This is a genomic window from Polaromonas vacuolata (genome assembly GCF_012584515.1).
GTDB lineage: Bacteria > Pseudomonadota > Gammaproteobacteria > Burkholderiales > Burkholderiaceae_C > Polaromonas > Polaromonas vacuolata.
Window position 1 is genome coordinate 2334451 of sequence record NZ_CP051461.1, and the last position, 20677, is coordinate 2355127.

The window sequence follows — 20677 nt, forward strand, 5'->3', positions numbered from 1 at the left end:
AAAAATCAGTATTTGCCCGACAGCAAAGCGCCAAAACCCGGCGCATAAGTGCGTAGATTCAGTCGCTTGAGCATCATGTAAGTGGTGCAAACTGCTGACGACACCACCGGCAAACCAACCCGATCTTCGATTGCTTGAATCGATGACAACGAGGGCATTTGCACGCAAGCAGAAGCGACTATGGCGTCCACGCCCTTGGTGTTTAAACGCTTGGTAATTTCAATCGGTGCGCTGGGGTTTTGGCGCCCGACTTCGAGGTTGTCTGGAATTTCTAGCGAGATGCTGTCGACGACTTCAATACCCTCAGCAGCCAGATAGTCGATCACCAATTGCGTGAGCGGTTTCATATACGGCGTGAGTATCGACACGCGTTTAGCGCCCAACACTTTAAGACCGTCAACCAAAGCACCAGCACTTGTGACTATGGGTGCGGGACCACCGGCTTGAATCGTGCGTTCATGCAAGCGTTTTTCAGAAACACGGTGGTAGCCATTACCCATGCTCATGATGGCGATCAGACAGGCATAGCCCAGCACATCAACTCTGGCATCGGCCAACTCCAAAGCGCAGCGGTCTGAATCCTTATCCATTGCAGCTAACTCTTCTTTAGTCACTTTTTGCATACGCATGCGACTGGAATGAAATGTAAACCGCTCAGACTCGACCGTCTCACGCATGCGAAGAATGGCGGGAATTTCAGTTTCCATGGTGGTGTTAGAGCTAGGCACGATTTGGCCGATGCGATAAGTGCGGTTCATCTAGAAGATCTCCTTGGTGTGACCCATTGCGAATTTAAAGTCGCAAGGTTAAACAGGCAGACTAACGCTGAAGCATCATGATTTCCAATATATTATTAGTGTCGATTAAGACTTTAAAAGTATCAAACCATGGAATTGCGCCATCTTCGTTATTTTCTAGCGCTAGCAGAAGAACTAAGCTTTACCCGAGCAGCCGAGCGCCTACACGTGTCACAACCACCGCTTAGCCTACAAATACGCCAGTTAGAAGAAGAAATAGGCGCACAACTTTTTTCACGCACCAGCCGACGAGTTGAACTCACACGTGCAGGTCATGGTTTTTTAAAAGATGCACGCGCCATCTTGAAACGGGTAGACGCATCAGTCAGCCGCGCCGCCGCCATTGACAGTGGCCTGGCCGGCAGACTGGATATTGGATTGTCGGGTTCACATTTTTTTGGACCACTGCCAGAACTAATAGCGACTTACTCCCAACAGCATCCTGACGTATCCATACTGCTGCATGAATTAGGTCCATTTGTGCAGCTCGAAGCATTGCGCGAGCGGCACTTGGATTTAAGCATTTCCCGCACGTTGGTCAATGACGTACAACTTCGCAGCACGCATTTATGGGCTGACCCAATAGTCGCCGTACTACCGCCGAATCACCCGCTTAAGCACCGCAAAAGACTTGACCTTGCTGATCTACGCAGCGAAAACTTTGTTGCACTCAAGCTTGAGACATCTGCGTTTTCTCAGCATATTCGCGACTGCTGCATGCAAGCAGGCTTCACGCCAAAAGTCGTACAGCAAGTAGCAGAAATACCCGCCATCGTCAGCTTAGTCGCCGCCGGTATGGGGATGGCATTAATACCAAAGTCGATCAGCCATCTTTACGCCGAAAAAATATGCGTGGTGCCGTTAAAAACGGGACAAATGAATTCGGATGTTTACGCGATTCAGCGCAGCGAAGAGGGGGCGAATGTGACGGCGGCGTTTGTGCGGTTTATAGCTAAGAAATAGACAACTTGTCTGTATGTAAATTGAAATTACTAGGGAAATGGAGTGTCGAAATTTTGACTAAGTTAATAAGCAGGAACAGTCCAAGATCCCAAATACAGACAATAAAAATATCGTTCACTCTTTATTTTTTGAGTCCAGTAGCCACTTGAAGTAGACCTTGGCGTCTACGCTCTAAGTTAGCAAAATTACAAAAAAAATGCTAGGTAGAGCGAATGGTCTATCAGTTTATTACTTACGACAACAATTCGAAGTTCTTGGTATTTAACAACTTCGAGCAAGTTAGCCGATTACTGAAAAATAAAGACGCCACTAGAAAACTTTAAATTAGCCAACCGCCACAGCTAACAATTTGGCTAGCAAATTTGCTAAAAAGTTAACCGACGCTTTTTACTCCAGCGCCCCACCACAACTACTACCCTGCCCCGCCGTGCAACCGTAGCAATGTCCGGCCACGCGAATCGATTGGTCTTGCAAATCGGTGTGCAGCAAATCACGCAAATGCCTACGCACACCTAACGTGCCTAAGTTGCCTAGCTGCAAACCCAATTGCTGGTTGAAGTCGCAGTCTGATAGCCAGCCTTGCCAGTCCACACTTACCGTGCTGCGGCACATCACGCCGGCTAGATTTTCTGCTTTGTAGCTGCTTTTAAGCAAATCCATATAGGTCTGAAAAGTGCCCTTGGACACCATGGTCGAGCCAAAGCGGTGAATCGGCATATTTGTCACCACGAACAAATCGTTGAACACGATTTCAAAGTGAGTCAGCAGTTCGCGTTTGTAGTCGGCTTGCAGTTGCTGCTGGTTTGGCGGCAGTGATGCGCCTTGCGGGTTAAAGACTAGATTCAAAATCAAGCCTGTGCCGGGTTTGCCGTAACCCAGTGCATTGAGTTGCTGCAAAGCTGCAATGCTTTTATCGAACACACCGTCGCCGCGTTGCTTCTCGACATTGACGGCCGAATAACATGGCATGGAGGCTACGACTTCGACTTGGTTATCTGCCAAAAACTGGGCCAGCCCCTCTTGTCCGGGTTCAAACAAAATCGTCAGGTTGCAACGGTCTATCACGCGCACGCCTAGCTTTCTTGCGGCCAGTACCAGTGGTCTAAAACCATTATTTAATTCTGGCGCACCACCCGTTAAATCCAATGTCGCTGTGCCGCGAGCAGCCAGCACTTCTGGCACCAGTGCCAACATGGCCTCGTCCATCATCTCAGTACGATTCGGGCCGGCGTTAACGTGGCAGTGCACGCAGGTTTGATTGCATTTGTAACCCAGATTTACCTGCAAGGTATCTAACTTATCTCGGCGAATCGCAGGAAAACTGATTTTCTTAAGCAAGGGCAACATGTCGTGCATAGGGTTCCAGTTTTTGAAGTTAACTTGTAAATCCGACCAGCAATGCGGCTAAACGTTCCCGTGTCTCCGGCGACATTGCGTTTGGGTGTGTGAGCAATGAGTTTTGCATCGCGCTGTGCGCCAAACTGATGGGCTGCTCAGCACCTAACAAACGAATCGCCTCCGCTAAAACATGTTGCGCACGGCTGGCGTTTTGTGTCAGGTTGGCCATGGCTAAGCTAGCCGTGACATGCGCTTCTACTGGGTGCCAGCAGTCAAAATCTGTCACCATGGCCAGTGTGCTGTAGGCCATTTGCGCTTCTCGAGCGAGCTTGGCTTCTGGCATATTCGTCATACCAATCACGCCTGCGCCCATGCTGCGGTAATAGTGCGATTCGGCTTGTGTAGAGAACTGCGGCCCTTCAATACAAACATAGGTACCACTGGTGTGCAGCGCAAGGCTACGGCTTGTCTTTGTAGGCTCGTCCTCTAAAACGCGGCGCACAGCACGCGCCAAAATGTCGGCAGTCGCTGCGCAAACCGGTTGCGCCATCGAAAAATGAGCGATCGCACCACGGCCAAAAAAAGTGCTTTCGCGACCTCGGGTCAGGTCTATGAACTGGTCTGGCAGCACCATGTCCAAGGGACGAAAGTCCTCTTTAAGCGAGCCCACAGCAGACACTGATAACACATAGCGCACACCGAGTTGTTTGAGCGCATAAATGTTGGCGCAATAAGCCACCTCAGAAGGTAGCAGACGATGACCACGACCATGGCGCGCCACAAAAGCCACAGGCACACCATGTACGCGGCCAATCACCAGCGGATCGGACGGCATACCAAACGGCGTGTTGATCACCGCTTCCTGCACATCTTCGAGCGCATCCATTTGATAAAGACCGCTGCCGCCTATAACGCCAACCAGTGCTTGGTTCATGATTTTTCCTTGGAAGCTTGGTAGTAAAAGACGGCCATAAAAATTGCAAGTCAGAAGCTGATGTAGGCTGAAGTGTAGGCAAAAAATCAGACCTTAAGCATAAACAAATAATGTGCTGTTCATGCGTTTTCTATGCGCAACCAATGCCTAACTAATGCCTAATTAATGCGCAACTAGCACCCAACTATTGCGCCATCGCACGTCGACTTAGGTAGCTTAAACCATCGACTAACACCACCAACAGCAGCATAGCCAGCAGCACCGTACTGGTCTTGTCCATTTGAAACAAACCCATATGAAAAGCTAACATCTGACCCAAACCGCCGGCGCCGACCACGCCTAGAACGGCAGCGGCGCGGATATTGTTTTCCCAGCGATACAGCGTGTAGCTGATAAGCTGAGGTAACAACTGCGGCAGCGTGGCATAGGTAAAAACACCAGCGCTTGAAACCCCACGCAACCTAAGCGCAAAGGCTGGACCATCGGGCGCGTTCTCTAAACTTTCGGCAAACAGCCGACCTAGAACACCGGTGGTGTGCAGTGCGAGTGCCAAGGTTCCAGCCAAAGGGCCAAGGCCAGCAGAAATGAGTAGTAATGCGGCCCACACCAGCTCAGGAACACTGCGCAAAGCATTGAGCAACAAACGCGTGGCTGAGCGCCATCGCGCCTTGTCATCGGCATGGGTTTTGGCCGCTGGTATAGCCAGAAGCAATGCAGCTATAGCGGCTAGGGCCGTACCCAAAGCAGACATGGCCAAGGTCTCTAGGGTTGCCCAGCCAATCTGGATGAGAAATACCGGGTCTAAATCAGGCACCAGCAATTCGACCACGAAGCGGCGCATACGGCCTAATGATTCGGGTAATAAAAACTGCGCCCATTGCAAATCCAAGGACCAAAAACTAATCGTGACCAGTAGCAAAACGGCCAGCACAAACCAGCAAGCCCGGCAGCGTGCATCAAACATGGGTGGGGGCAAAGGCCGGTTCATGCTAAGCCCTCACGCAGCCAACCGCTGACTTTATCGGACAGCCACACCAAGGCCATAAAGACCAGCAGCATGGTGGCCACTTCAGAGCCGTTAAACATCTTCATAGAAGAATCCATCAACTGACCCAAGCCACCCGCGCCCACAAAGCCCAGCACGGCTGAAGATCGAATCGCACACTCCCATCGGTAGACGGTATAGCTGGTCAGTTCAGCGGCACTTTGCGGCAACAAGGCATAGAAAAAAGCTTGTAGTCGTCCTGAGCCATTGCGCATCAAGGCCTGGGTCGGTTGGGCGTCGCTAGACTCCATGATGTCGCCGTAGACCTTGCCCAGCATGCCGGAGTAAGTCAGTGCAATCGCTAACACGCCACTGGTTGGACCCAAGCCCACCACGCGCACAAAAATCAAGGCCCAAATAAGTTCTGGCACGCTGCGCAGCACAATCAAAATCCAGCGCACTAGCTGACGCAGCGACGCCGGCAACACATCCACGCGGCCAGACAGCGCAGACAGCGACAAGGTGCGCACCGACAGCAATGCAAAGGGAATCGCCAGCAACATGGCCAGGGTTAAACCGGCTGTTGCAATGGCTACCGTGCGCCAAGTTTCTTTGAGCACCAACAACAAGAAATCAGGCTCTACCTTGGGCGGGAAAAAATCCCCCACAAAGCGCAACGTAGGCGTGAGGCTTTCTGGCGTAAACAGTACCCAAGGCTTGAATTCAGCCAGCACCAGCATGGGCCAGGCGATAACCAGCCCAGCTAGACACCAAAAAATCCGGCTGCGCCAAGCAGGGTCGGTGCGGCGTGGTTGCGTATTACTTTTGAAAGAGCTCACCGGCATTGCATGGCTACCCGTGCGCGTGGCGCGGGCACGTCATCCATCCTGGGCGCTGGACCTGTGAGTTCTTCAAGATTACTCGCGTATAACGATTGCAAAATCGAGGGACTGACTTCTGCGGATGGCAAGTCAAAAACCAATTCACCGCCGCGCAAACCGACGATGCGCGGGAAATACGCCAAAGCCATCTCCACATGATGGAGCGACGTTACCAAGGTTGCGCCACGCTCACGGGCCGCATCGCAAATCGCTTGCAAAGCTTGGCGGGCACGTTCAGGGTCTAACGCAGAGAGTGGTTCATCAACTAGTAGCAGCGAAGCACTAGACGCCAACATTCGGGCCAGACCTACGCGTTGGCGCTCACCGCCGGATAACCGGTCAACTCGCTCAAAGAGTTTTTCTGACAGATCAAACTGCGCCAGTGCGGCATCAGCCAAATCCGTCTCACGCGGGTAAAACAAGCTTTGCAGCGAATACCACAAACTCATCTCTGGCAAACGGCCAGCTAGCACAGCACTGACTACCCGTTGCCGTGGTGGCAGTGGCGGTACTTGGGGCGCTAAAAAAACCTGTGCGCGCTGGCGTTTAAGCGCCGAACTACCGAGTTGCCAAGGGTCAACTCCATCCATTTCAAAATTGCCTTGCTCCGGCCTTTGGGCGCAGGCTAGCAATTGCAGCAACGTGGTTTTACCCGCGCCAGACGGCCCAATAATGGCCAATTGCTCGCCACTCGCTAGCGCCAAGCTAATGCGAGTTAACGCATCAGACGCCGCTGCCACTGCTGCCGGATGGCGCGCTGAGCAGGAATGCAAATCAAGCTTCATGCGCTACATCCAATCGAAACAAACACACGCATTATTTGAGCAGACCGGCGCTGCGCGCTGCCGTCTCAATGCCTTTGTAGTTTTCGGCCTTAGTGGGCACAAAACGCGTGGCGCGCTGCAAATCAAGAATGGCTTTACCTTCAGCGGTATTGGGGGCCAGGTCGAGAAAGGCTTTGGTGATTTTTTCTTTCAGCGCGGCTGGCATGTCGGCATGCACCGTCCAGTTGTAGTCGTAGTAAGTCGGCGTGGTGAAGATCACATGCACTTTGGCTGGATCAACTTTTTTATCCAGTACGAATTTTTCCCACACCGAGATATTCAGCGCACCCACATCGACCTTGCCGGCCGCAACTGCAGCGATAGTGGCATCGTGCGCACCAGAGTAAGCCACGCGCTTGAGGTCTTTCTCAGGATCGATTTTTGCTTCAAGCAAAAAACTGCGCGGCATCAAGTGGCCAGAGGTGCTGGACTGCGAGCCAAAGCTCAAAGTCTTGCCTTTGAGGTCAGCCAATGTTTTGATTGCTGGGTCGCTGGTGATGAACACTGAGCGAAATTTTGTATCTTCTTCACGCTGCACCAAAGGCACTACTTTGCCACCCGAGCGCTGTTGAGCTTGGACGAAAGTAAAGCCGCCAAACCAAGCCATATCCACTTGCTTATTAGCCAGCGTTTCAACTGCCGCTGCGTAGTCAGACACTGGCGTGAACTCAACCTTCATACCCAGTCTTTGTTCTAAATACTTCACCAACGGACCGGCTTTGCGCGCCAACTCAGTCGGCGACTCATCAGGAATGGCGGTGATTTTAAGAACTTGCTGGGCTTGCTGCGCTTGCGCTGGCAGGACGGTCATAGCGCCTAAGAACAAAAAAGCACTGGAAACCAGTGTTTTTAGTGTGTTGGCTAGGTTGAGTTTTGACATGAAGTAAATGTGTTTTTGAGTTAAAGAATTTAAAAACAAGCGTCATTACAGCGTGAATGCCAAGGGCTTGCTTAAGCAGGGAATTAATTCAAGAAGATGGGATGTTGAGCCGCTCATGTTTTGGGGTTCAATTTTTTAGTGCTCAATTTGCGCCGAGCATGACTTTGAGATAACTGAGTTCACTGCTACAAGCGCTGAAAGCACAAATTGATAACAAAAAATTATTACAAAAACTTTGCAGCTAGCTAAATTGATAGCATGAACCGCAAACAACTCAAGACTCTTGATGCGTTATTTACAAAACCTACTACGGCATCAATGAAATAGGCTCGTATTGAGTCATTGCTGATTGCTGATTGCTGCAGGATATTTAGTTATAAAAGGCCGCGGTTCACGAGTGCGCTTTGTACAGGGGTCAAAAATAGCCACCTTCCACCGACCGCATCCGGCGAAAGAGGCCAAACAGTAGCAAGTCGAAGACGCTAGTCATTTTTTAACCGCTATTGGAATAAGGCCATGAACACCATGACCCATATGGGACAAACAGCACGAATTGAATTCGACGATAAAGACAATATTTTCGTCGGCCGTCTGCTCGGCATTACAGACAGCATTAGCTATCATGCGGATACGGTTGTAGCACTCCGTCAAGCTTTTGTAGAGGCGGTCGACGACTATATTGAGACCTGCGCGAAGATTGGCAAACCGGTAGAAAAACCGGCCAATGGAAAAATCTTGCTACGCGTACCACCGGAGCTGCATAGCGCCGCATTGATTGCGGCTGAGGCAGCGGGAACAAGCTTAAATCAGTGGGCTACAAAAGCACTTCATCAAGCCGCATACGTAATAGATTGAACAATCGCCAACCGTTTCCCAATGCCAAAAAACTGGCGTTGAAATACAAACTTCGCTCGCACACCAATGCGCGCGCCACAAGAAGTTAGATATTACAAATTCAGCTTTTAGATCCGCTCAATCACCGACAAGTACGAAACCCAGCATGAATATCATTGCGTTCAGGGGTAAAAAAATTGCGTAAACGTGGATGTGCCAAGCTGGGTGCAGTCGCCAAGCTCGCGCCACGCAGCACGGGTCGATCGTCAAACCAAGGCGCTGAGTAATCACGGTAAGGGTGAATTTCAAAGCCCGGGTAAGGCTGAAATGAACTAGCAGTCCACTCCCACACTTCGCCCCACACAAACTCTGGCTGCGTCATGGCTGCGCATTCCCATTCGGCCTCGGTAGGCAAGGACAAACCGGCCCAGCTGCACCAAGCTTGAACTTCAAAAAACGAGAGATGCACGGCGCGGGCATTGAGGTCTAACGCCTGCCAAACACCAAAGCGCTGGCATTGCCAGCCGCCATCTTGAAGCCTCAGGTAAAGCGGTGCGGTGAGTTTTTCTGCCGCTAACCAGTCCCAACCTTGGGCCGACCACCAACGTTTATCGGTGTAACCGCCTTGTTCCACAAACGGCAAGAAGCGCGACCAGCTCACGCACTGACTGTCCATCTCGCGCTGTTGTATCGCGACGCTATGGGCGGGCAGTTCGTTGTCAAAGGCAAAGCCAGTCCCATCACTACCTAATTGCCAATTGCCCGCAGGCAGCGTGAATGTGGCTGGGCCATCGATTGGGCGCGCAACTGGCTTAGCAAGCAAGTCAGACGAGAGTGCAAAGCCCATGGCTTGGGCCATGTAGACCGCGGCTTCGCAGTGCATGTCTTCATGCAGCAGCGCCAAACGGAAAAAGTAAAGCGCTTGGTCGTCCTCTGGGCTTTGCGCTAATAAGGCCAAAGTCCTAGTCAAACCGGCCTGCAAATCTGCACGCGTTGCATCTATGGTGGGCAAAGCAAAATCCCACCGCGCTTGGTGTGAGATAAGGCTAGAGTTGTACAAATCATCATCGGTCACACCATTGACCAGCGAGCGCGGCGCGCTGTGAACGCAAGCTGAGTCATACGCCGTCCCTAAGGCACGCTGGGGATTACGGGCAATCCAATAGTCCTGAAACCAGCCCAGATGGCCAAGCTCCCATCTAGGCGGATTGAGCTGCGGGCTGCGCGGGACGGGCAATGCGTGGCCTAAAGCGACTTCATAGCAGTCGAGTAATGCCAAGCTGCGGGCACGGGTAGCGCGCAGTAAAGCGGCTAATTCAGTGCTACTAGCATGGCGTGCAGCATGGGCGGTCTGCCATGGCTTAGTGGAGGGCTTTGCTGAAACTGGCATCATCACGACATTCTATGAAACAAAAAATTGTCATTATCAGCCCTGCATTGAAAGCCGCGAACAACGGCAATTGGCAAACCGCCAACCGCTGGCAAAAGATGCTCAGCCCGTATTACCAAGTGCGAATTAGCCAGAATTGGCCGGATGGACCCGAAGCTCAGCACGACAAAGTCATGCTGGCTTTGCACGCACGGCGCTCGGCAAGCTCAATTGCCGCTTGGGCTAAAGCGCATGCGCCTAGCCAAGCGGCAAACATCAGCAGTCCTGGATTGGCCGTGGTTTTAACCGGCACAGATTTGTACCGCGACATCCACGAAGACGCGCAAGCTGCGCATTCCCTGGAATTAGCGCAGTGCTTGGTAGTACTGCAAGAATGTGGCCCAGAGGCACTACCCGAAGCGCTGCGCGAGCGCGCCATGGTGATGTTTCAATCCACCAGTGAGCGCCGTGCTTTGGTCAAAACCCAGCGCCACCTGCGGGTCGTGATGGTCGGCCATTTGCGGGATGAAAAAACCCCGGAAACGCTGATGAATGCAGCGCGGCTAATCGCGCCAAACGAAGGCATATTGATTGACCACATTGGTGCGCCGCTTGACGCAAACCTGGGTCAACTGGCCGAAGCCACGGCAGCGGATTGTCCACATTACCGTTGGCTAGGCAGTCTCAGTCACGCGCAGACACGGCGGCGGATTCAGCAAGCCCATTTATTAGTCCACACCAGCCGCATGGAAGGCGGCGCCCATGTGGTGATGGAGGCCGTGCGCAGCAACACACCCGTGTTGGCTTCCAACATTGATGGCAATCGCGGCATGTTGGGCGCAGATTACGCCGGCTATTTTGACTGGAACAACGCCGAGCAACTGGTCAGTCTGCTACGCCAAGCCCGAGCCAGCCAAAGCAACAACAACGATGACAGCGATTTACTAAAAACGCTGCAAGCGCAAAGCCATCAACGCGCCGCCTTGTTCGCGCCTGAAACAGAGCAAGCGTCGCTGCTAAAACTGGTGGCTAATTTACTCAATACTTCTTCGAACACAATTACCTGATGCAAAAATCAACCCAAGCCATAGCCCGCGATATCGTTTTAGTCGGCGGCGGCCACAGTCACGTTGGCGTGCTCAGACGCTTTGCCATGAAGCCAGAACCCGGCGTGCGTTTGACCCTGATCTGCACCGATGTGCACACCCCCTACTCCGGTATGTTGCCCGGCTACGTGGCCGGTCATTACGACTATGACGACGTTCACATAGACCTAGGCCGGCTGGCAGTATTTGCCGGCGCACGGCTTTACCGCGACGAAGTCATAGGCCTAGACCGCAGCGGTCAGCGCGTGCTGTGCCGCAATCGCCCAGCCGTGCCGTATGACTTGCTGTCCATCAACATAGGCTCTACACCACAACTCGCTGGGGTCGAGGGCGCAGAGCAGCACGCTGTCCCAGTCAAACCCATTTATGCCTTTAACCAGCGCTGGCTGGCGCTGCTAGCGCGGGTGCGTCAGCATACCCAAGGCCCACTGCGTATTGCAGTGGTGGGCGCGGGCGCAGGTGGTGTGGAATTGCTGCTGGCCATGCAATACCGCTTGCTCAATGAATTCAAAGCGCTGGGCCGCGACCCCAAACTGTTGCAATTTATTTTGCTGGGTGCCGATGCCGAAGTTTTACCCACCCACAATGCCGGTGTCAAACAGCGCTTTACGCGCGTGCTAAGCGAGCGCGGCGTAGCCATGCATTTAGGCAGCGAGGTCACCCGGGTTGAGGCCAATACGCTGATATGCGCCACGGGAGAAATCGTCACAGCCGACGAAATCATGTGGGTCACCCAAGCCGGCGGTGCGCCTTGGCTTAAAAAAACCGGCTTAGATCTGGACAAAGGTGGCTTTTTAATCGTCAACGATTGCTTGCAAAGCACTAACGACGAACGCGTGTTTGCAGCTGGCGATATTGCGGCAATGCAAAACTACCCGCTGCCAAAAGCCGGTGTCTTTGCCGTGCGCCAAGCCAGACCACTGGCCGACAATATGCGCCTTAGCCTGCAAGGTAAACCGCTAAAACCGTACCACCCGCAAACCAATTGGTTGGCATTAATTAGCACCGGCGACCGCTATGCGGTAGCGTCACGCGGTGCCATCGGTTTTGCCGGCGCTTGGGTCTGGCGCTGGAAGGATTGGATTGACCAGCGCTTTATGCGCAAGTTCTCTGATTTCGAAGCCATGGACGAGCACAGCCAAGCCGCAAGCTCTAAAAGCGCAGCTAGCGCAACCACCTCCTTGGCACTGAGCCAAGAAGAATCCCAGCAAACCATCTCTGCGATTGCCATGCGCTGCGGCGGCTGCGGGGCAAAAGTCGGCGCCAGCGTATTGAGCCGAGCACTGGGCAATTTGCATGTGATTGACCGTGAAGACGTACTAATTGGCCTGCATTCCCCCGACGACGCCGCCGTAGTGCGCGTGCCACCGGGCAAAGCCATGGTGCATTCGGTTGACTTTTTCCGCTCCTTTATCGATGACCCCTACATCTTTGGCAAGGTCGCCGCGAATCATGCGCTCGGCGATATTTTTGCCATGGGCGGCGAAGCACAAACCGCCACCGCGATTGCCACCGTCCCGCCGGGCTTGGAAGCCAAGGTTGAAGACGTGTTGTTCCAGATGATGACGGGTGCAGTTGAGGTGCTCAATGAAGCCGGCTGTGCCTTGGTTGGTGGCCACACCGGAGAAGGCAGCGAATTGGCATTAGGTTTTGCCATCAACGGCTTGATTGACGAAAACCTCGATCAGATCTTGACCAAAGGCGGCATGAAAGCTGGCGACGTGTTGATACTCACCAAGCCCATAGGCACTGGCACTTTGTTTGCTGCTCACGCAAGACTGGCCGCGCGCGGTCGCTGGATTGATGCGGCGCTAAAGTCCATGGTGCAGTCCAACCGCATAGGTGCAATTTGCCTGCGTAAATATGGTGCGACAGCTTGTACCGATTTGACTGGCTTTGGTTTGCTTGGCCACTTGGTCGAGATGACCAAACCTTCTGGCGTTGACGCCGAGCTGAGTTTGTCTGCATTGCCGCTGTTAGACGGTGCGCTGGAATGCGTAAATGCCGGCATTGTGAGCTCGCTGCAACCGGCCAATGTGCGCTTGCGTCGTGCATTGCGCAACCAAGAAGCGTTTGTTAAAAACGAGCGCTATCCCTTGATTTTTGATCCGCAAACCGCGGGTGGATTACTCGCTAGCGTGCCGGCAGATAAAGTCCAAGCCTGTATTGCTGAGCTAAAAGAATTAGGCTATCCGCACACTGTTGTTATTGGACGAATATTGGAACAGGGCGAGGCGATTGAGCCGATTTTGTTAGTTGATTAAGACACTTTATGCCGCCTCAAAAAAGGCATAAAAAATTCGAATTAAACGTTCAAGCCAAATTGCTCACATGCGCACTGACCACGCGCCAACCATCCGCTGTACGCAGCCAAGTCTGGCTTTGCCGGCCCGGCCGTGCGCTGCCGTCGCGTTGAAACTCTAGGTTGACAGTGGCCATGTCTTGGCCGTAGCTGGTGATCACACTGCGTAGCACGGTGCGCGCCAGCCCCACCGCTGGTCGGCTGGCACGAAACGCACAGATGGCTGCATAGCTATAAAGATTTTCGCCAGCGCCATAGCGCAGCGTGTGTGGGCTGTTCCAGAATAATTCGTCGAGCACAGCAACGTCATTACTCACCAAGGCCTGCTCGTAGCGCTCACTTTGCACTTGCACTTCTGCAAGCACCTGCGGCAGATTAATCTCCATGTGGCTGTGGGTTGTCATATCAAAAATTAACCGTTTTAAGTTTTGCCAAGCCGGCTGTTTGCAGCACAAGCGCTGCGCGCAAGGCTAAGTCTTCGCGCCAAGGCGCAGCAATAATTTGCACACCGATTGGCATGCTGTCTGTTGATGTCGGCCACATCGGTGCGGCGACTACCGGACAGCCGGCGAACGAAATTGGCTGAGTCAGCAAACCCATGGCCGCACGGCAAGGATGCTGCGTGCCATTGATATCTAAAAAATCAGTCCCAATCACAGGCGCACTGACCGGCGTGGCGGGTGCTAACAACACATCCCAATCTTTGAACAAAGCATTCACGCGATCACGGTAGCTGCGTCTAAAACGTTGCGCAGTTAAATACCAATGCGCGGGTTGCAAGGCGCCAGCAATAAAGCGGTCAACTGAAAGTGGCTCAAATTCAGCGCTATGCTGGCGCAAATCGTCCAAGTGCAAACTGCCGCCTTCGCTAGCGGTGATGATAAAAGCCGCGGCTCGGCCAAGTGCCGCATCTGGCCAAGTTACGGTATCCACAGCGCCCAAAGCTTTAGCCGCAGCCGCCACCACTTCACGCGCAGCAGCAGTTGCGTTGTCATGAAAATAGCCATCCAAAATACCCACGCGCAGACCTTGCATGCCGCGGCCTAATTCGCCACTGGCGAGCTGCACGCGAAGCGCGTGACAACCCGGGTCTAGCGCATCCGGGCCTTGCAACACGTCATAGGCCAGCGCCAAGGATTCCAGACTGTCCGCAAACGGGCCGAGGTGATCTAGGCTGTGCACAAAGGGGTAGCTGCCGCGGCGCGAAAGCCTGCCAAAAGTAGGTTTAAGCCCCCAAACACCGCAAAGGGAAGCCGGCACGCGGATAGAGCCGTTGGTGTCCGAGCCCAAGCTAATACTCACCTGCCCGGCCGCAACCGCAGCGCCGCTGCCGCCCGATGAACCACCAGCAATCCGACTCGCAACTTTATCGTGTGGGTTGCGGGTTGGGCCGTAGTGCGTGTTCTCGGTGGTAAAGCCGTAGGCGTATTCGTCCATGTTCAAGGAACCCACCAACACCGCACCGGCAGCCTGCATTTGCCGCACCAAAAAAGCATCGCTCTGCTGCGGCGCATGGCGGCGGTTGATGATGGAGCCAGCTAAGGTGATTTCGCCGGCCACGTCGTAGAGATTTTTCACGGCATAAGGCACGCCCGCTAATGGCGGCAAAGCCGCACCGCTGGCGCGCAGAGCATCAATCGCATCAGCCTCCCTCACAGCCCGATCGTGGTGGCGACTGGTGAATGCGTTGACTTGACCATCACTCTGATCAATACGCGCCATGCAGTCATTGAGCGCTTGGCGCGCGCTGAGCTGGCCGGTCTTAATGGCTTGGGCTAAGGCCATTGCGTTCATAGGTTTTTCAGATGACGTTTGGCTCATAGCGATTTGTCCTGCTGTTCTTGCGTGGCCTGCAATGGAAACGCTAGCGGGCAGTAAATCTCAGCCAATTCATGATCCGGCGCGAGTTTGAGCGCATCGAGTTGCTGAGCCATTAAAGCCGTGCGCTCAAGTTGCTGGGCCACGCGTTCAGCCTGCGCTGGTGCTAGCGATAATCCCAGCAGTGCAGCGCTGTTAGTGACATAAGCAAGCATCTCAAAGTCTGATGTTTGACGGGGGATTTGATCTGCCATTTAACGCCTCACTTCACGTTGGAAAATCTCTAGGCTGCGTTTTTTTGCAGCGATAAAACCGGGTTCAGTTAAGGTCTCAACCGTGCGTGGGCGCGGCTCGTCATAGCGCAGTATTTCTGCGACTTTGGTTGGCCTTTTAGTCAGTAGCAAAACTTCGTCGGCGAGGTAAACCGCTTCTTCCAAATCGTGCGATACCAGCAGCATGGTGGTGCCGGTTTGCATAAAAACTTCTTGCAACTTTTCACGAATGAAAAGCGTCATTTCAAAATCCAGCGCAGAAAACGGCTCATCTAAAAATAACACCTCAGGCTTGGGTGCCAGCGCCCGCATGATGGAAGCGGTTTGCTGCTGGCCACCCGACAACTCATAAGGAAAGCGATTTAAATCAAACTTCACATCAAAGGAAGCCACCAACTCAGCCATGCGTCTATCGACTTCAAGCTTGGATTGCCCGGCTAATTTAAGCGGATAAGCAATGTTGTCTATGGTGCGCATCCACGGGAAAAGCGCTTCACGGTAGTTTTGAAAAACGTAGCCAATGCGCGTGTCTTTGAGCGATTTACCGTCAAATAAAATCTCACCAGCATCAATTGGCACCAGCCCGGCAATCATATTAATCAGGGTTGATTTGCCGCAGCCGTTAGGGCCAAACACCGAGACGATTTTGTGCTTAGGAATATCTAAATCAAAGTTTTCATACAGCGGCCAGCCAGCAAAATATTTAGTCAAGCCGCGAATGGTGATATGCGTGCCAGCCGGCCCTGGCCGAAATGGCGCGACCGGAATATCCGCAGAAAAAGGCGCGTTAAGAACTCTACTCATCTTCCACTCCAGTGAACAATACGGCGCTCAGCCAATAAAAATAAAATATTCAAACCGTAGCCCAAAGCACCGGCAGCCAAAATCGAAGCATACATATCGCGCACATTAAGCACCTGCTGCGAATTGATAATGCGGTTACCCAAACCGCTGTCCGCGCCAATAAACATTTCCGCCACAATCACAATCACCAAGGTCATAGACACGGCCGAGCGCAATCCGACAAAGCTTGGCTGCAAGCTTTCCCAAACCAGCACATCGCGAAAAATTTGCCAACGCGAAGCACCCATTACCCGGGCCGCCATGACGCGTTGTTTGCGCGCATTCATCACACCGTAAGCGCTGTTGAAAATAACAATCAGCACAGCGCCAAATGCAGCAATAGCGACCTTATTAATATCAGACACGCCAAACACCATCATGAACAGCGGAATCAAAGCCGAAGACGGCGTGGAGCGAAAAAAATCAATCAAAAATTCGACACTTCGGTAGGCTTTTTCGTTGCTACCCAACACCACGCCTAGCGGCACACCAACGACAGCCGCAATCGAGAAAGCCTGCACCGTACGCCACACCGTGACGCCAAAATCATGCAGCAAGCTGCCGCCCGCCAAACTATTGAGCAAAGCCATGATGGCGTCCAAAGGCGGTGGCAGCAAGATGGCTTTAACCAAACCAAAACGCACGGTTAAGTCCCATACTAAAAACAACAAAATCGGGCCTATAAAAGGCAAAATTTTGTCCCCTATGCTGGTGCGTGGCGCTTGGCTGGCGCTGGGCTGAGCTGATGCTGGCGGCGACCAAGGCGTGCTGTTGGCGGATGTTGCAAAGGGCGTAGCAGAAGTCGGCGTGTTAGGTGTCGCGTCTTTCATAACGCTCAAGCCTTATGCAGCATGGAGTCAACCATCAAGCGTTTTGTGATGATGCCTTTATCCAAAAACAAGTCATAAAACTTCTGGAAGTAAGCGATATCGGATGCCGTAAATTCGTTGTGCAGGGTGTAGGCGGCCAGCGGCACTTCGGCTGTTAATGCGCCTTCAATCGCGGTATAGCCTTTTAAGTATTGGCGCGCCTCAGCCGGCTTGCTGCGCACATAAGCAACGCCTTTGGCGTAAGCGTCGATATAGCGTTTAGCGACCAGTGGATTTTTCTTGATAAAGCCAGAAGTGAGCGACGCCACACCGCCAAACCAAGGCGCCATTGAGTCACCCAAAACATAGTGAGAAATCACACCGGCTTCAAGCACACGGGTTGTGCCGTTGAGCCGACCAATCGTGCCAGTGGGCTCTAAGGTGTAGGCGCCATCGAGCTGACCGGCAGCGAGTGCGGCGACATGCTGACCGATTGGCAATTCAATCACCGTCGCACCGACTGCACCGCCGCGCTCAAGAATAGTTTTTGCCAAGGTCACGTTTTGAATCCCGGGGCCACTGCCTACACGCTTGCCTTTGAGGTCAGCAATAGTTTTGGCCGTGCTAGCGACCGGCACTATGACTTCGTCAAGCACGTTTTTAAGATTGCTAGGATTGGCACAAAAAATCTTAAAACTGCCGGGCGCAGCAATTTCACCAATCGCGATATTGCCTGAGCCCGTACCGTTGGCACTGCCTTCAACCCGCTCAGACAACATGCCCTCCATAATTTGCTGCGCACTCGCAAAACGCACGGCTTCAACATTCAAACCAGCCTCTTTAAAGTAACCCAATTCAACCGCCGCATAAAACGGCAGACCGGCAGCGATAGGCCAGTAACCGACACGAATAGTCGGCGCCGCCTGGGCACGAACCAGCCCAGGGATACTGCCGACAGCAGCGCCTGCACCCAGCACTTTGAGCAATTGACGACGGGTTGCGAGTGGGGTTTTGAAATTATTTGTAGTCATGGTGATGTTCTTGCGATTTTGATAATTGACGAATTGAAAAATTTTTTAAAGACAAAACTAAACAGCGATCGGTAAGAATTCGGAAAGGAGTCGGCAAGCGCGCTTTTAGAAATCAACCCAAAAAGGGCTGCGTACTCGCGAGCAGCGCACCAATTGAAGGTTTTCTTTCTTTTCATAGATTGGATATAGCAAGAGCTGTGCCTGCTTGGGAAATAGCTCCCCAGAATGGTGAAAAGCATTTCAACAAGTAATAACCACTGCACTGCATTGCATTGCATTGAATAATTTTTAAAACTATTCGCGCCTCTAACTGCGACTCAATTTAGAACCAGTGTGGCACCTGCAAACTTCGCGCTAAGGTATCAAAAATGCATTGAATCAATTGCTTTTTTGTTTTGTTAAGTACTGATCACGTTCACTTTAGCCAATCGTTTCAGCACCCATTCACTCAATCAATTCATCTCAAAGTTGTGCGATAAAAGTCAAGCCGCGTTAGATTTTTGGTACGCCTGTCTCTATTTGAGAATTGACTATTTAGAACTACATTAAGCGACGTTTAAAAGCATGCTGAATTTTTGAATAATTTTTTTAGGGTGGAACATGTCTCTAATGCAAACTATTGAATCGCAAATACAAGCTGCACTATGGGAATGCTGCGCACCAACGTATATTCGTTTGGTGACTGACAACGGTCTAGTTGGCAAGGTGTTGGAAATACTGCATGAAGACGCTACTGCATTCGCTAACAAAGACCCAGCATCAAACGGCGATCTCACACGCATTGTTCAAACCTACACATCGTTTCGTGCAGTGCTTCACTATAGGGTTGCACATGAAATGCTTAGCCTGCAGGCGGACACCTGTGAAAACGTCTGCAACGCCTTACTGATTTCTAGCCGAGGAAAATTATTATCCGGCGCCGAGTTACACCCAAGTTGCCATATCGGCCGTCGTTTCGTACTTGATCATGGTATGAGTAGCGTTTTTGGAGAAACCGCCAGCTTGGGTGACGACTGCTACGTGCTCGGGGGTGTCACATTAGGGGCAGATGGCATTTCTGGCAACCCTCAGGGAAAGCGACATCCATCGATTGGTGACCGCGTAGAGATCGGTGCTTTTTCTAGAGTCTTCGGCAACGTCAGTGTTGGCGATGACGTTTTTATTGGCCCGCATTGCACTATTACTCAAGACGTTCCAGCCGCAAGCAGAGTGATCTTGCGCAGTTGCCAGCAAGTGGTCAAAACGAATTGGCCGCAACTGCCAGTCAATGCATAAATTCAAATTTCTCGCGGTGATTAGAAAAAAATCTGTTCTTTAAGCGTTACTAAAGCTTTTTATATCAAGCTTTTTTATCCTAACAAAAAACGCTGATTAGTCCCGTTTATTTAACTAAGACTGCCGCTCAGCTTAAAAAATGCTGCACACGCCAATAGTTTAGGAGACCTCTTATATGCAAAATCAATGGCGACAGTTTTTACCCGACCTGCCAAGAGCAACTTATATTTTGACCTTAGCGCAGGCTTTAAATCTGACATGCGCAGTCATTTCAGTCACTATTGCAGCCATAGTTGGTAGCCGCCTAGCGGGGGCACCGGCACTCGCTACCTTGCCATATGGTGCACAGTTCGCCAGCGTCATGCTCTGCACCTATCCTGCGTCCATGCTGATGCGTCGGTATGGACGCAGGATTATTTTTTCTTTCGGTGCGGTGATGCTTATCATCGCTGGAATACTTGGCTATCTGGCGGTTGCGCACAGCAGCTTTTCATGGTTAATTGTGTCGCATATCTTTCTTGGTATCTTCATAGCATGTGCAAACTTCTATCGTTTCGCAGCGGTCGACAACCTCGATTCAACAGCCAAACCTAGGGCAATCTCCTTGGTTGTTTCTGGCGGCGTTCTCGCAGCAATCGCCGGCCCAAGCCTATCAAACTCACTGCGTTCCGTGACTGGATTTGTCGACTTCTCGCTGTGCTACGCCGCATTTTGCGCATTAGGCCTGACCACACTTTTGTTGATGGCTGTCTGGAGACCTTTAGGCGTCAATTTAGCATCTCAAACGGCGTCGAATACTGCTGCGCATCTAACGAAGTTTGAAAATAAAAAAGTAATCTTAGTCGCGATCTTTTGTTCCGCTAGCGGGTACTTCATCATGAATTTGTTGATGGTGCAGGCTTCGCTAGTGATGAAAGATATATGCTCTTTTTCAGCCACCTCTTTTGCGATTCAAGTGCACGTTATAGCAATGTTTGCGCCCTCGTTTTTTTCCGGTTTAATCATCGCAAGAATTGGTTTGCAAGCAAGCTTAATCAGCGGTTTTATTCTACTCAGCACAGCGATTTTTTTTGGTGTGTTCGACATCCGCTACTCACTCGTCTTTACGGCACTGGCATTACTAGGCTTGGGATGGAACCTAAGCTATGTCGGCGGTGGAACACTACTAGCCCAAAGCGTCAACGAACATAACCGACATCGCTGGCAAGGCATTAACGATAGCGTCATCGCAGCTTGTGCAACGCTGGGTGCATTACTGCCTGCGCCTATGTTGACTGTTCTGGGCTGGAATTGGTCGAACATAGTACTTGCCCCCATTTGTATTCTTGGCATCGCGCTTTGTTGGCGTGTCCTGTGTAGAAGGCAATCTATGCATGACGAATCATTGGCTGAGGTATCTGAAAAGTGAAAAAAACA

Annotated in this window: 21 protein-coding genes; 7 read left to right on the top strand and 14 right to left on the bottom strand. The window is 52.0% G+C overall.

Annotated elements, in window-relative coordinates; translation table 11 throughout:
- Nucleotides 1–5 precede the first annotated feature (5 nt).
- Complete coding sequence (locus tag HC248_RS10630) at nt 6–758, bottom strand: maleate cis-trans isomerase family protein (protein WP_168922450.1); 753 nt, start codon at nt 756–758, stop codon at nt 6–8.
- Nucleotides 759–887: 129 nt separating this feature from the next.
- Here HC248_RS10630 and HC248_RS10635 point away from each other — a divergent pair, with 129 nt between their 5' ends.
- The gene (locus tag HC248_RS10635; RefSeq protein ID WP_168922451.1) at nt 888–1760 is read left to right on the top strand and encodes a LysR substrate-binding domain-containing protein; all 873 of its coding nucleotides are present in this window, start codon (nt 888–890) and stop codon (nt 1758–1760) included.
- A 387-nt stretch (nt 1761–2147) separates the two neighbouring features.
- Here the strand turns inward: HC248_RS10635 and arsS are convergent, their stop codons facing one another.
- The 6 genes from arsS to HC248_RS10665 all read right to left on the bottom strand — a co-directional run bounded on the left by arsS (nt 2148) and on the right by HC248_RS10665 (nt 7602).
- Nucleotides 2148–3116 carry an arsenosugar biosynthesis radical SAM (seleno)protein ArsS gene (arsS, locus tag HC248_RS10640; protein WP_168922452.1) on the bottom strand — a complete coding sequence of 323 codons (969 nt, stop codon included), beginning with the start codon at nt 3114–3116 and terminating at the stop codon, nt 2148–2150.
- Nucleotides 3117–3135: 19 nt separating this feature from the next.
- On the bottom strand, nt 3136–4032 hold the full coding sequence (mtnP, locus tag HC248_RS10645; RefSeq protein ID WP_168922453.1) for an S-methyl-5'-thioadenosine phosphorylase: 897 nt from the start codon (nt 4030–4032) through the stop codon (nt 3136–3138).
- A 184-nt stretch (nt 4033–4216) separates the two neighbouring features.
- Nucleotides 4217–5020 (bottom strand): phosphonate ABC transporter, permease protein PhnE, encoded by an 804-nt coding sequence (gene phnE / locus HC248_RS10650; protein WP_168922454.1) that lies wholly within the window; start codon nt 5018–5020, stop codon nt 4217–4219.
- Nucleotides 5017–5862 carry a PhnE/PtxC family ABC transporter permease gene (locus tag HC248_RS10655; protein ID WP_168922455.1) on the bottom strand — a complete coding sequence of 282 codons (846 nt, stop codon included), beginning with the start codon at nt 5860–5862 and terminating at the stop codon, nt 5017–5019. The genes phnE and HC248_RS10655 overlap by 4 nt, the downstream gene beginning before the upstream one ends.
- Nucleotides 5853–6683: a phosphonate ABC transporter ATP-binding protein gene (locus HC248_RS10660; protein WP_168922456.1), complete on the bottom strand. Its 831-nt coding sequence runs from the start codon at nt 6681–6683 to the stop codon at nt 5853–5855. The genes HC248_RS10655 and HC248_RS10660 overlap by 10 nt, the downstream gene beginning before the upstream one ends.
- Nucleotides 6684–6714: 31 nt before the next feature.
- Nucleotides 6715–7602 carry a putative selenate ABC transporter substrate-binding protein gene (locus tag HC248_RS10665; RefSeq protein ID WP_168922457.1) on the bottom strand — a complete coding sequence of 296 codons (888 nt, stop codon included), beginning with the start codon at nt 7600–7602 and terminating at the stop codon, nt 6715–6717.
- 349 nt (nt 7603–7951) lie between these two features.
- On the opposite strand from HC248_RS10665, the gene HC248_RS17995 reads away from it, so the two are divergent.
- On the top strand, nt 7952–8071 hold the full coding sequence (locus HC248_RS17995) for a type II toxin-antitoxin system HicA family toxin (protein WP_202882371.1): 120 nt from the start codon (nt 7952–7954) through the stop codon (nt 8069–8071).
- A 47-nt stretch (nt 8072–8118) separates the two neighbouring features.
- The gene (locus tag HC248_RS10675; protein WP_168922458.1) at nt 8119–8457 is read left to right on the top strand and encodes a type II toxin-antitoxin system HicB family antitoxin; all 339 of its coding nucleotides are present in this window, start codon (nt 8119–8121) and stop codon (nt 8455–8457) included.
- 121 nt (nt 8458–8578) lie between these two features.
- Here HC248_RS10675 and senA read toward each other — a convergent pair whose 3' ends face one another.
- Complete coding sequence (gene senA, locus HC248_RS10680) at nt 8579–9829, bottom strand: selenoneine synthase SenA (RefSeq protein WP_238342601.1); 1251 nt, start codon at nt 9827–9829, stop codon at nt 8579–8581.
- A gap of 11 nt (nt 9830–9840) precedes the next feature.
- On the opposite strand from senA, the gene senB reads away from it, so the two are divergent.
- Nucleotides 9841–10872 carry a selenoneine biosynthesis selenosugar synthase SenB gene (senB, locus tag HC248_RS10685; RefSeq protein WP_168922459.1) on the top strand — a complete coding sequence of 344 codons (1032 nt, stop codon included), beginning with the start codon at nt 9841–9843 and terminating at the stop codon, nt 10870–10872.
- Entirely contained in the window at nt 10872–13175 is a 2304-nt protein-coding gene (gene selD / locus HC248_RS10690; RefSeq protein ID WP_168922460.1) for a selenide, water dikinase SelD, read from the top strand. Before senB ends, selD begins: the two co-directional genes overlap by 1 nt.
- A gap of 49 nt (nt 13176–13224) precedes the next feature.
- Here the strand turns inward: selD and hpxZ are convergent, their stop codons facing one another.
- Genes hpxZ through HC248_RS10720 form a run of 6 tightly spaced genes read right to left on the bottom strand, consistent with a single transcriptional unit; the run spans nt 13225 to nt 17986 of the window.
- On the bottom strand, nt 13225–13599 hold the full coding sequence (gene hpxZ, locus HC248_RS10695) for an oxalurate catabolism protein HpxZ (protein ID WP_168923793.1): 375 nt from the start codon (nt 13597–13599) through the stop codon (nt 13225–13227).
- A gap of 19 nt (nt 13600–13618) precedes the next feature.
- Nucleotides 13619–15034: an AtzE family amidohydrolase gene (locus HC248_RS10700; RefSeq protein WP_238342602.1), complete on the bottom strand. Its 1416-nt coding sequence runs from the start codon at nt 15032–15034 to the stop codon at nt 13619–13621.
- Complete coding sequence (locus HC248_RS10705; protein ID WP_168922461.1) at nt 15031–15285, bottom strand: DUF4089 domain-containing protein; 255 nt, start codon at nt 15283–15285, stop codon at nt 15031–15033. The genes HC248_RS10700 and HC248_RS10705 overlap by 4 nt, the downstream gene beginning before the upstream one ends.
- The gene (locus tag HC248_RS10710) at nt 15286–16107 is read right to left on the bottom strand and encodes an ABC transporter ATP-binding protein (protein WP_168922462.1); all 822 of its coding nucleotides are present in this window, start codon (nt 16105–16107) and stop codon (nt 15286–15288) included.
- On the bottom strand, nt 16104–16976 hold the full coding sequence (locus HC248_RS10715) for an ABC transporter permease (protein ID WP_168922463.1): 873 nt from the start codon (nt 16974–16976) through the stop codon (nt 16104–16106). The genes HC248_RS10710 and HC248_RS10715 overlap by 4 nt, the downstream gene beginning before the upstream one ends.
- Before the next feature lie 5 nt (nt 16977–16981).
- Nucleotides 16982–17986 (bottom strand): ABC transporter substrate-binding protein, encoded by a 1005-nt coding sequence (locus HC248_RS10720; protein ID WP_168922464.1) that lies wholly within the window; start codon nt 17984–17986, stop codon nt 16982–16984.
- 609 nt (nt 17987–18595) lie between these two features.
- Here HC248_RS10720 and HC248_RS10725 point away from each other — a divergent pair.
- Entirely contained in the window at nt 18596–19261 is a 666-nt protein-coding gene (locus HC248_RS10725; RefSeq protein WP_238342603.1) for a serine O-acetyltransferase, read from the top strand.
- A gap of 175 nt (nt 19262–19436) precedes the next feature.
- The gene (locus HC248_RS10730; RefSeq protein WP_168922466.1) at nt 19437–20669 is read left to right on the top strand and encodes an MFS transporter; all 1233 of its coding nucleotides are present in this window, start codon (nt 19437–19439) and stop codon (nt 20667–20669) included.
- The last annotated feature ends 8 nt before the right edge of the window (nt 20670–20677 follow it).

What these genes read in the sequence shown, in the direction of transcription:
- HC248_RS10630 (WP_168922450.1), bottom strand. Translation starts at nt 758, where the DNA reads ATGAACCGCACTTATCGCATCGGCCAAATCGTGCCTAGCTCTAACACC.
- HC248_RS10635 (WP_168922451.1), top strand. Translation starts at nt 888, where the DNA reads ATGGAATTGCGCCATCTTCGTTATTTTCTAGCGCTAGCAGAAGAACTA.
- arsS (WP_168922452.1), bottom strand. Translation starts at nt 3,116, where the DNA reads ATGCACGACATGTTGCCCTTGCTTAAGAAAATCAGTTTTCCTGCGATT.
- mtnP (WP_168922453.1), bottom strand. Translation starts at nt 4,032, where the DNA reads ATGAACCAAGCACTGGTTGGCGTTATAGGCGGCAGCGGTCTTTATCAA.
- phnE (WP_168922454.1), bottom strand. Translation starts at nt 5,020, where the DNA reads ATGAACCGGCCTTTGCCCCCACCCATGTTTGATGCACGCTGCCGGGCT.
- HC248_RS10655 (WP_168922455.1), bottom strand. Translation starts at nt 5,862, where the DNA reads ATGCCGGTGAGCTCTTTCAAAAGTAATACGCAACCACGCCGCACCGAC.
- HC248_RS10660 (WP_168922456.1), bottom strand. Translation starts at nt 6,683, where the DNA reads ATGAAGCTTGATTTGCATTCCTGCTCAGCGCGCCATCCGGCAGCAGTG.
- HC248_RS10665 (WP_168922457.1), bottom strand. Translation starts at nt 7,602, where the DNA reads ATGTCAAAACTCAACCTAGCCAACACACTAAAAACACTGGTTTCCAGT.
- HC248_RS10675 (WP_168922458.1), top strand. Translation starts at nt 8,119, where the DNA reads ATGAACACCATGACCCATATGGGACAAACAGCACGAATTGAATTCGAC.
- senA (WP_238342601.1), bottom strand. Translation starts at nt 9,829, where the DNA reads ATGATGCCAGTTTCAGCAAAGCCCTCCACTAAGCCATGGCAGACCGCC.
- senB (WP_168922459.1), top strand. Translation starts at nt 9,841, where the DNA reads ATGAAACAAAAAATTGTCATTATCAGCCCTGCATTGAAAGCCGCGAAC.
- selD (WP_168922460.1), top strand. Translation starts at nt 10,872, where the DNA reads ATGCAAAAATCAACCCAAGCCATAGCCCGCGATATCGTTTTAGTCGGC.
- hpxZ (WP_168923793.1), bottom strand. Translation starts at nt 13,599, where the DNA reads ATGGAGATTAATCTGCCGCAGGTGCTTGCAGAAGTGCAAGTGCAAAGT.
- HC248_RS10700 (WP_238342602.1), bottom strand. Translation starts at nt 15,034, where the DNA reads ATGAGCCAAACGTCATCTGAAAAACCTATGAACGCAATGGCCTTAGCC.
- HC248_RS10705 (WP_168922461.1), bottom strand. Translation starts at nt 15,285, where the DNA reads ATGGCAGATCAAATCCCCCGTCAAACATCAGACTTTGAGATGCTTGCT.
- HC248_RS10710 (WP_168922462.1), bottom strand. Translation starts at nt 16,107, where the DNA reads ATGAGTAGAGTTCTTAACGCGCCTTTTTCTGCGGATATTCCGGTCGCG.
- HC248_RS10715 (WP_168922463.1), bottom strand. Translation starts at nt 16,976, where the DNA reads ATGAAAGACGCGACACCTAACACGCCGACTTCTGCTACGCCCTTTGCA.
- HC248_RS10720 (WP_168922464.1), bottom strand. Translation starts at nt 17,986, where the DNA reads ATGACTACAAATAATTTCAAAACCCCACTCGCAACCCGTCGTCAATTG.
- HC248_RS10725 (WP_238342603.1), top strand. Translation starts at nt 18,596, where the DNA reads ATGCAAACTATTGAATCGCAAATACAAGCTGCACTATGGGAATGCTGC.
- HC248_RS10730 (WP_168922466.1), top strand. Translation starts at nt 19,437, where the DNA reads ATGCAAAATCAATGGCGACAGTTTTTACCCGACCTGCCAAGAGCAACT.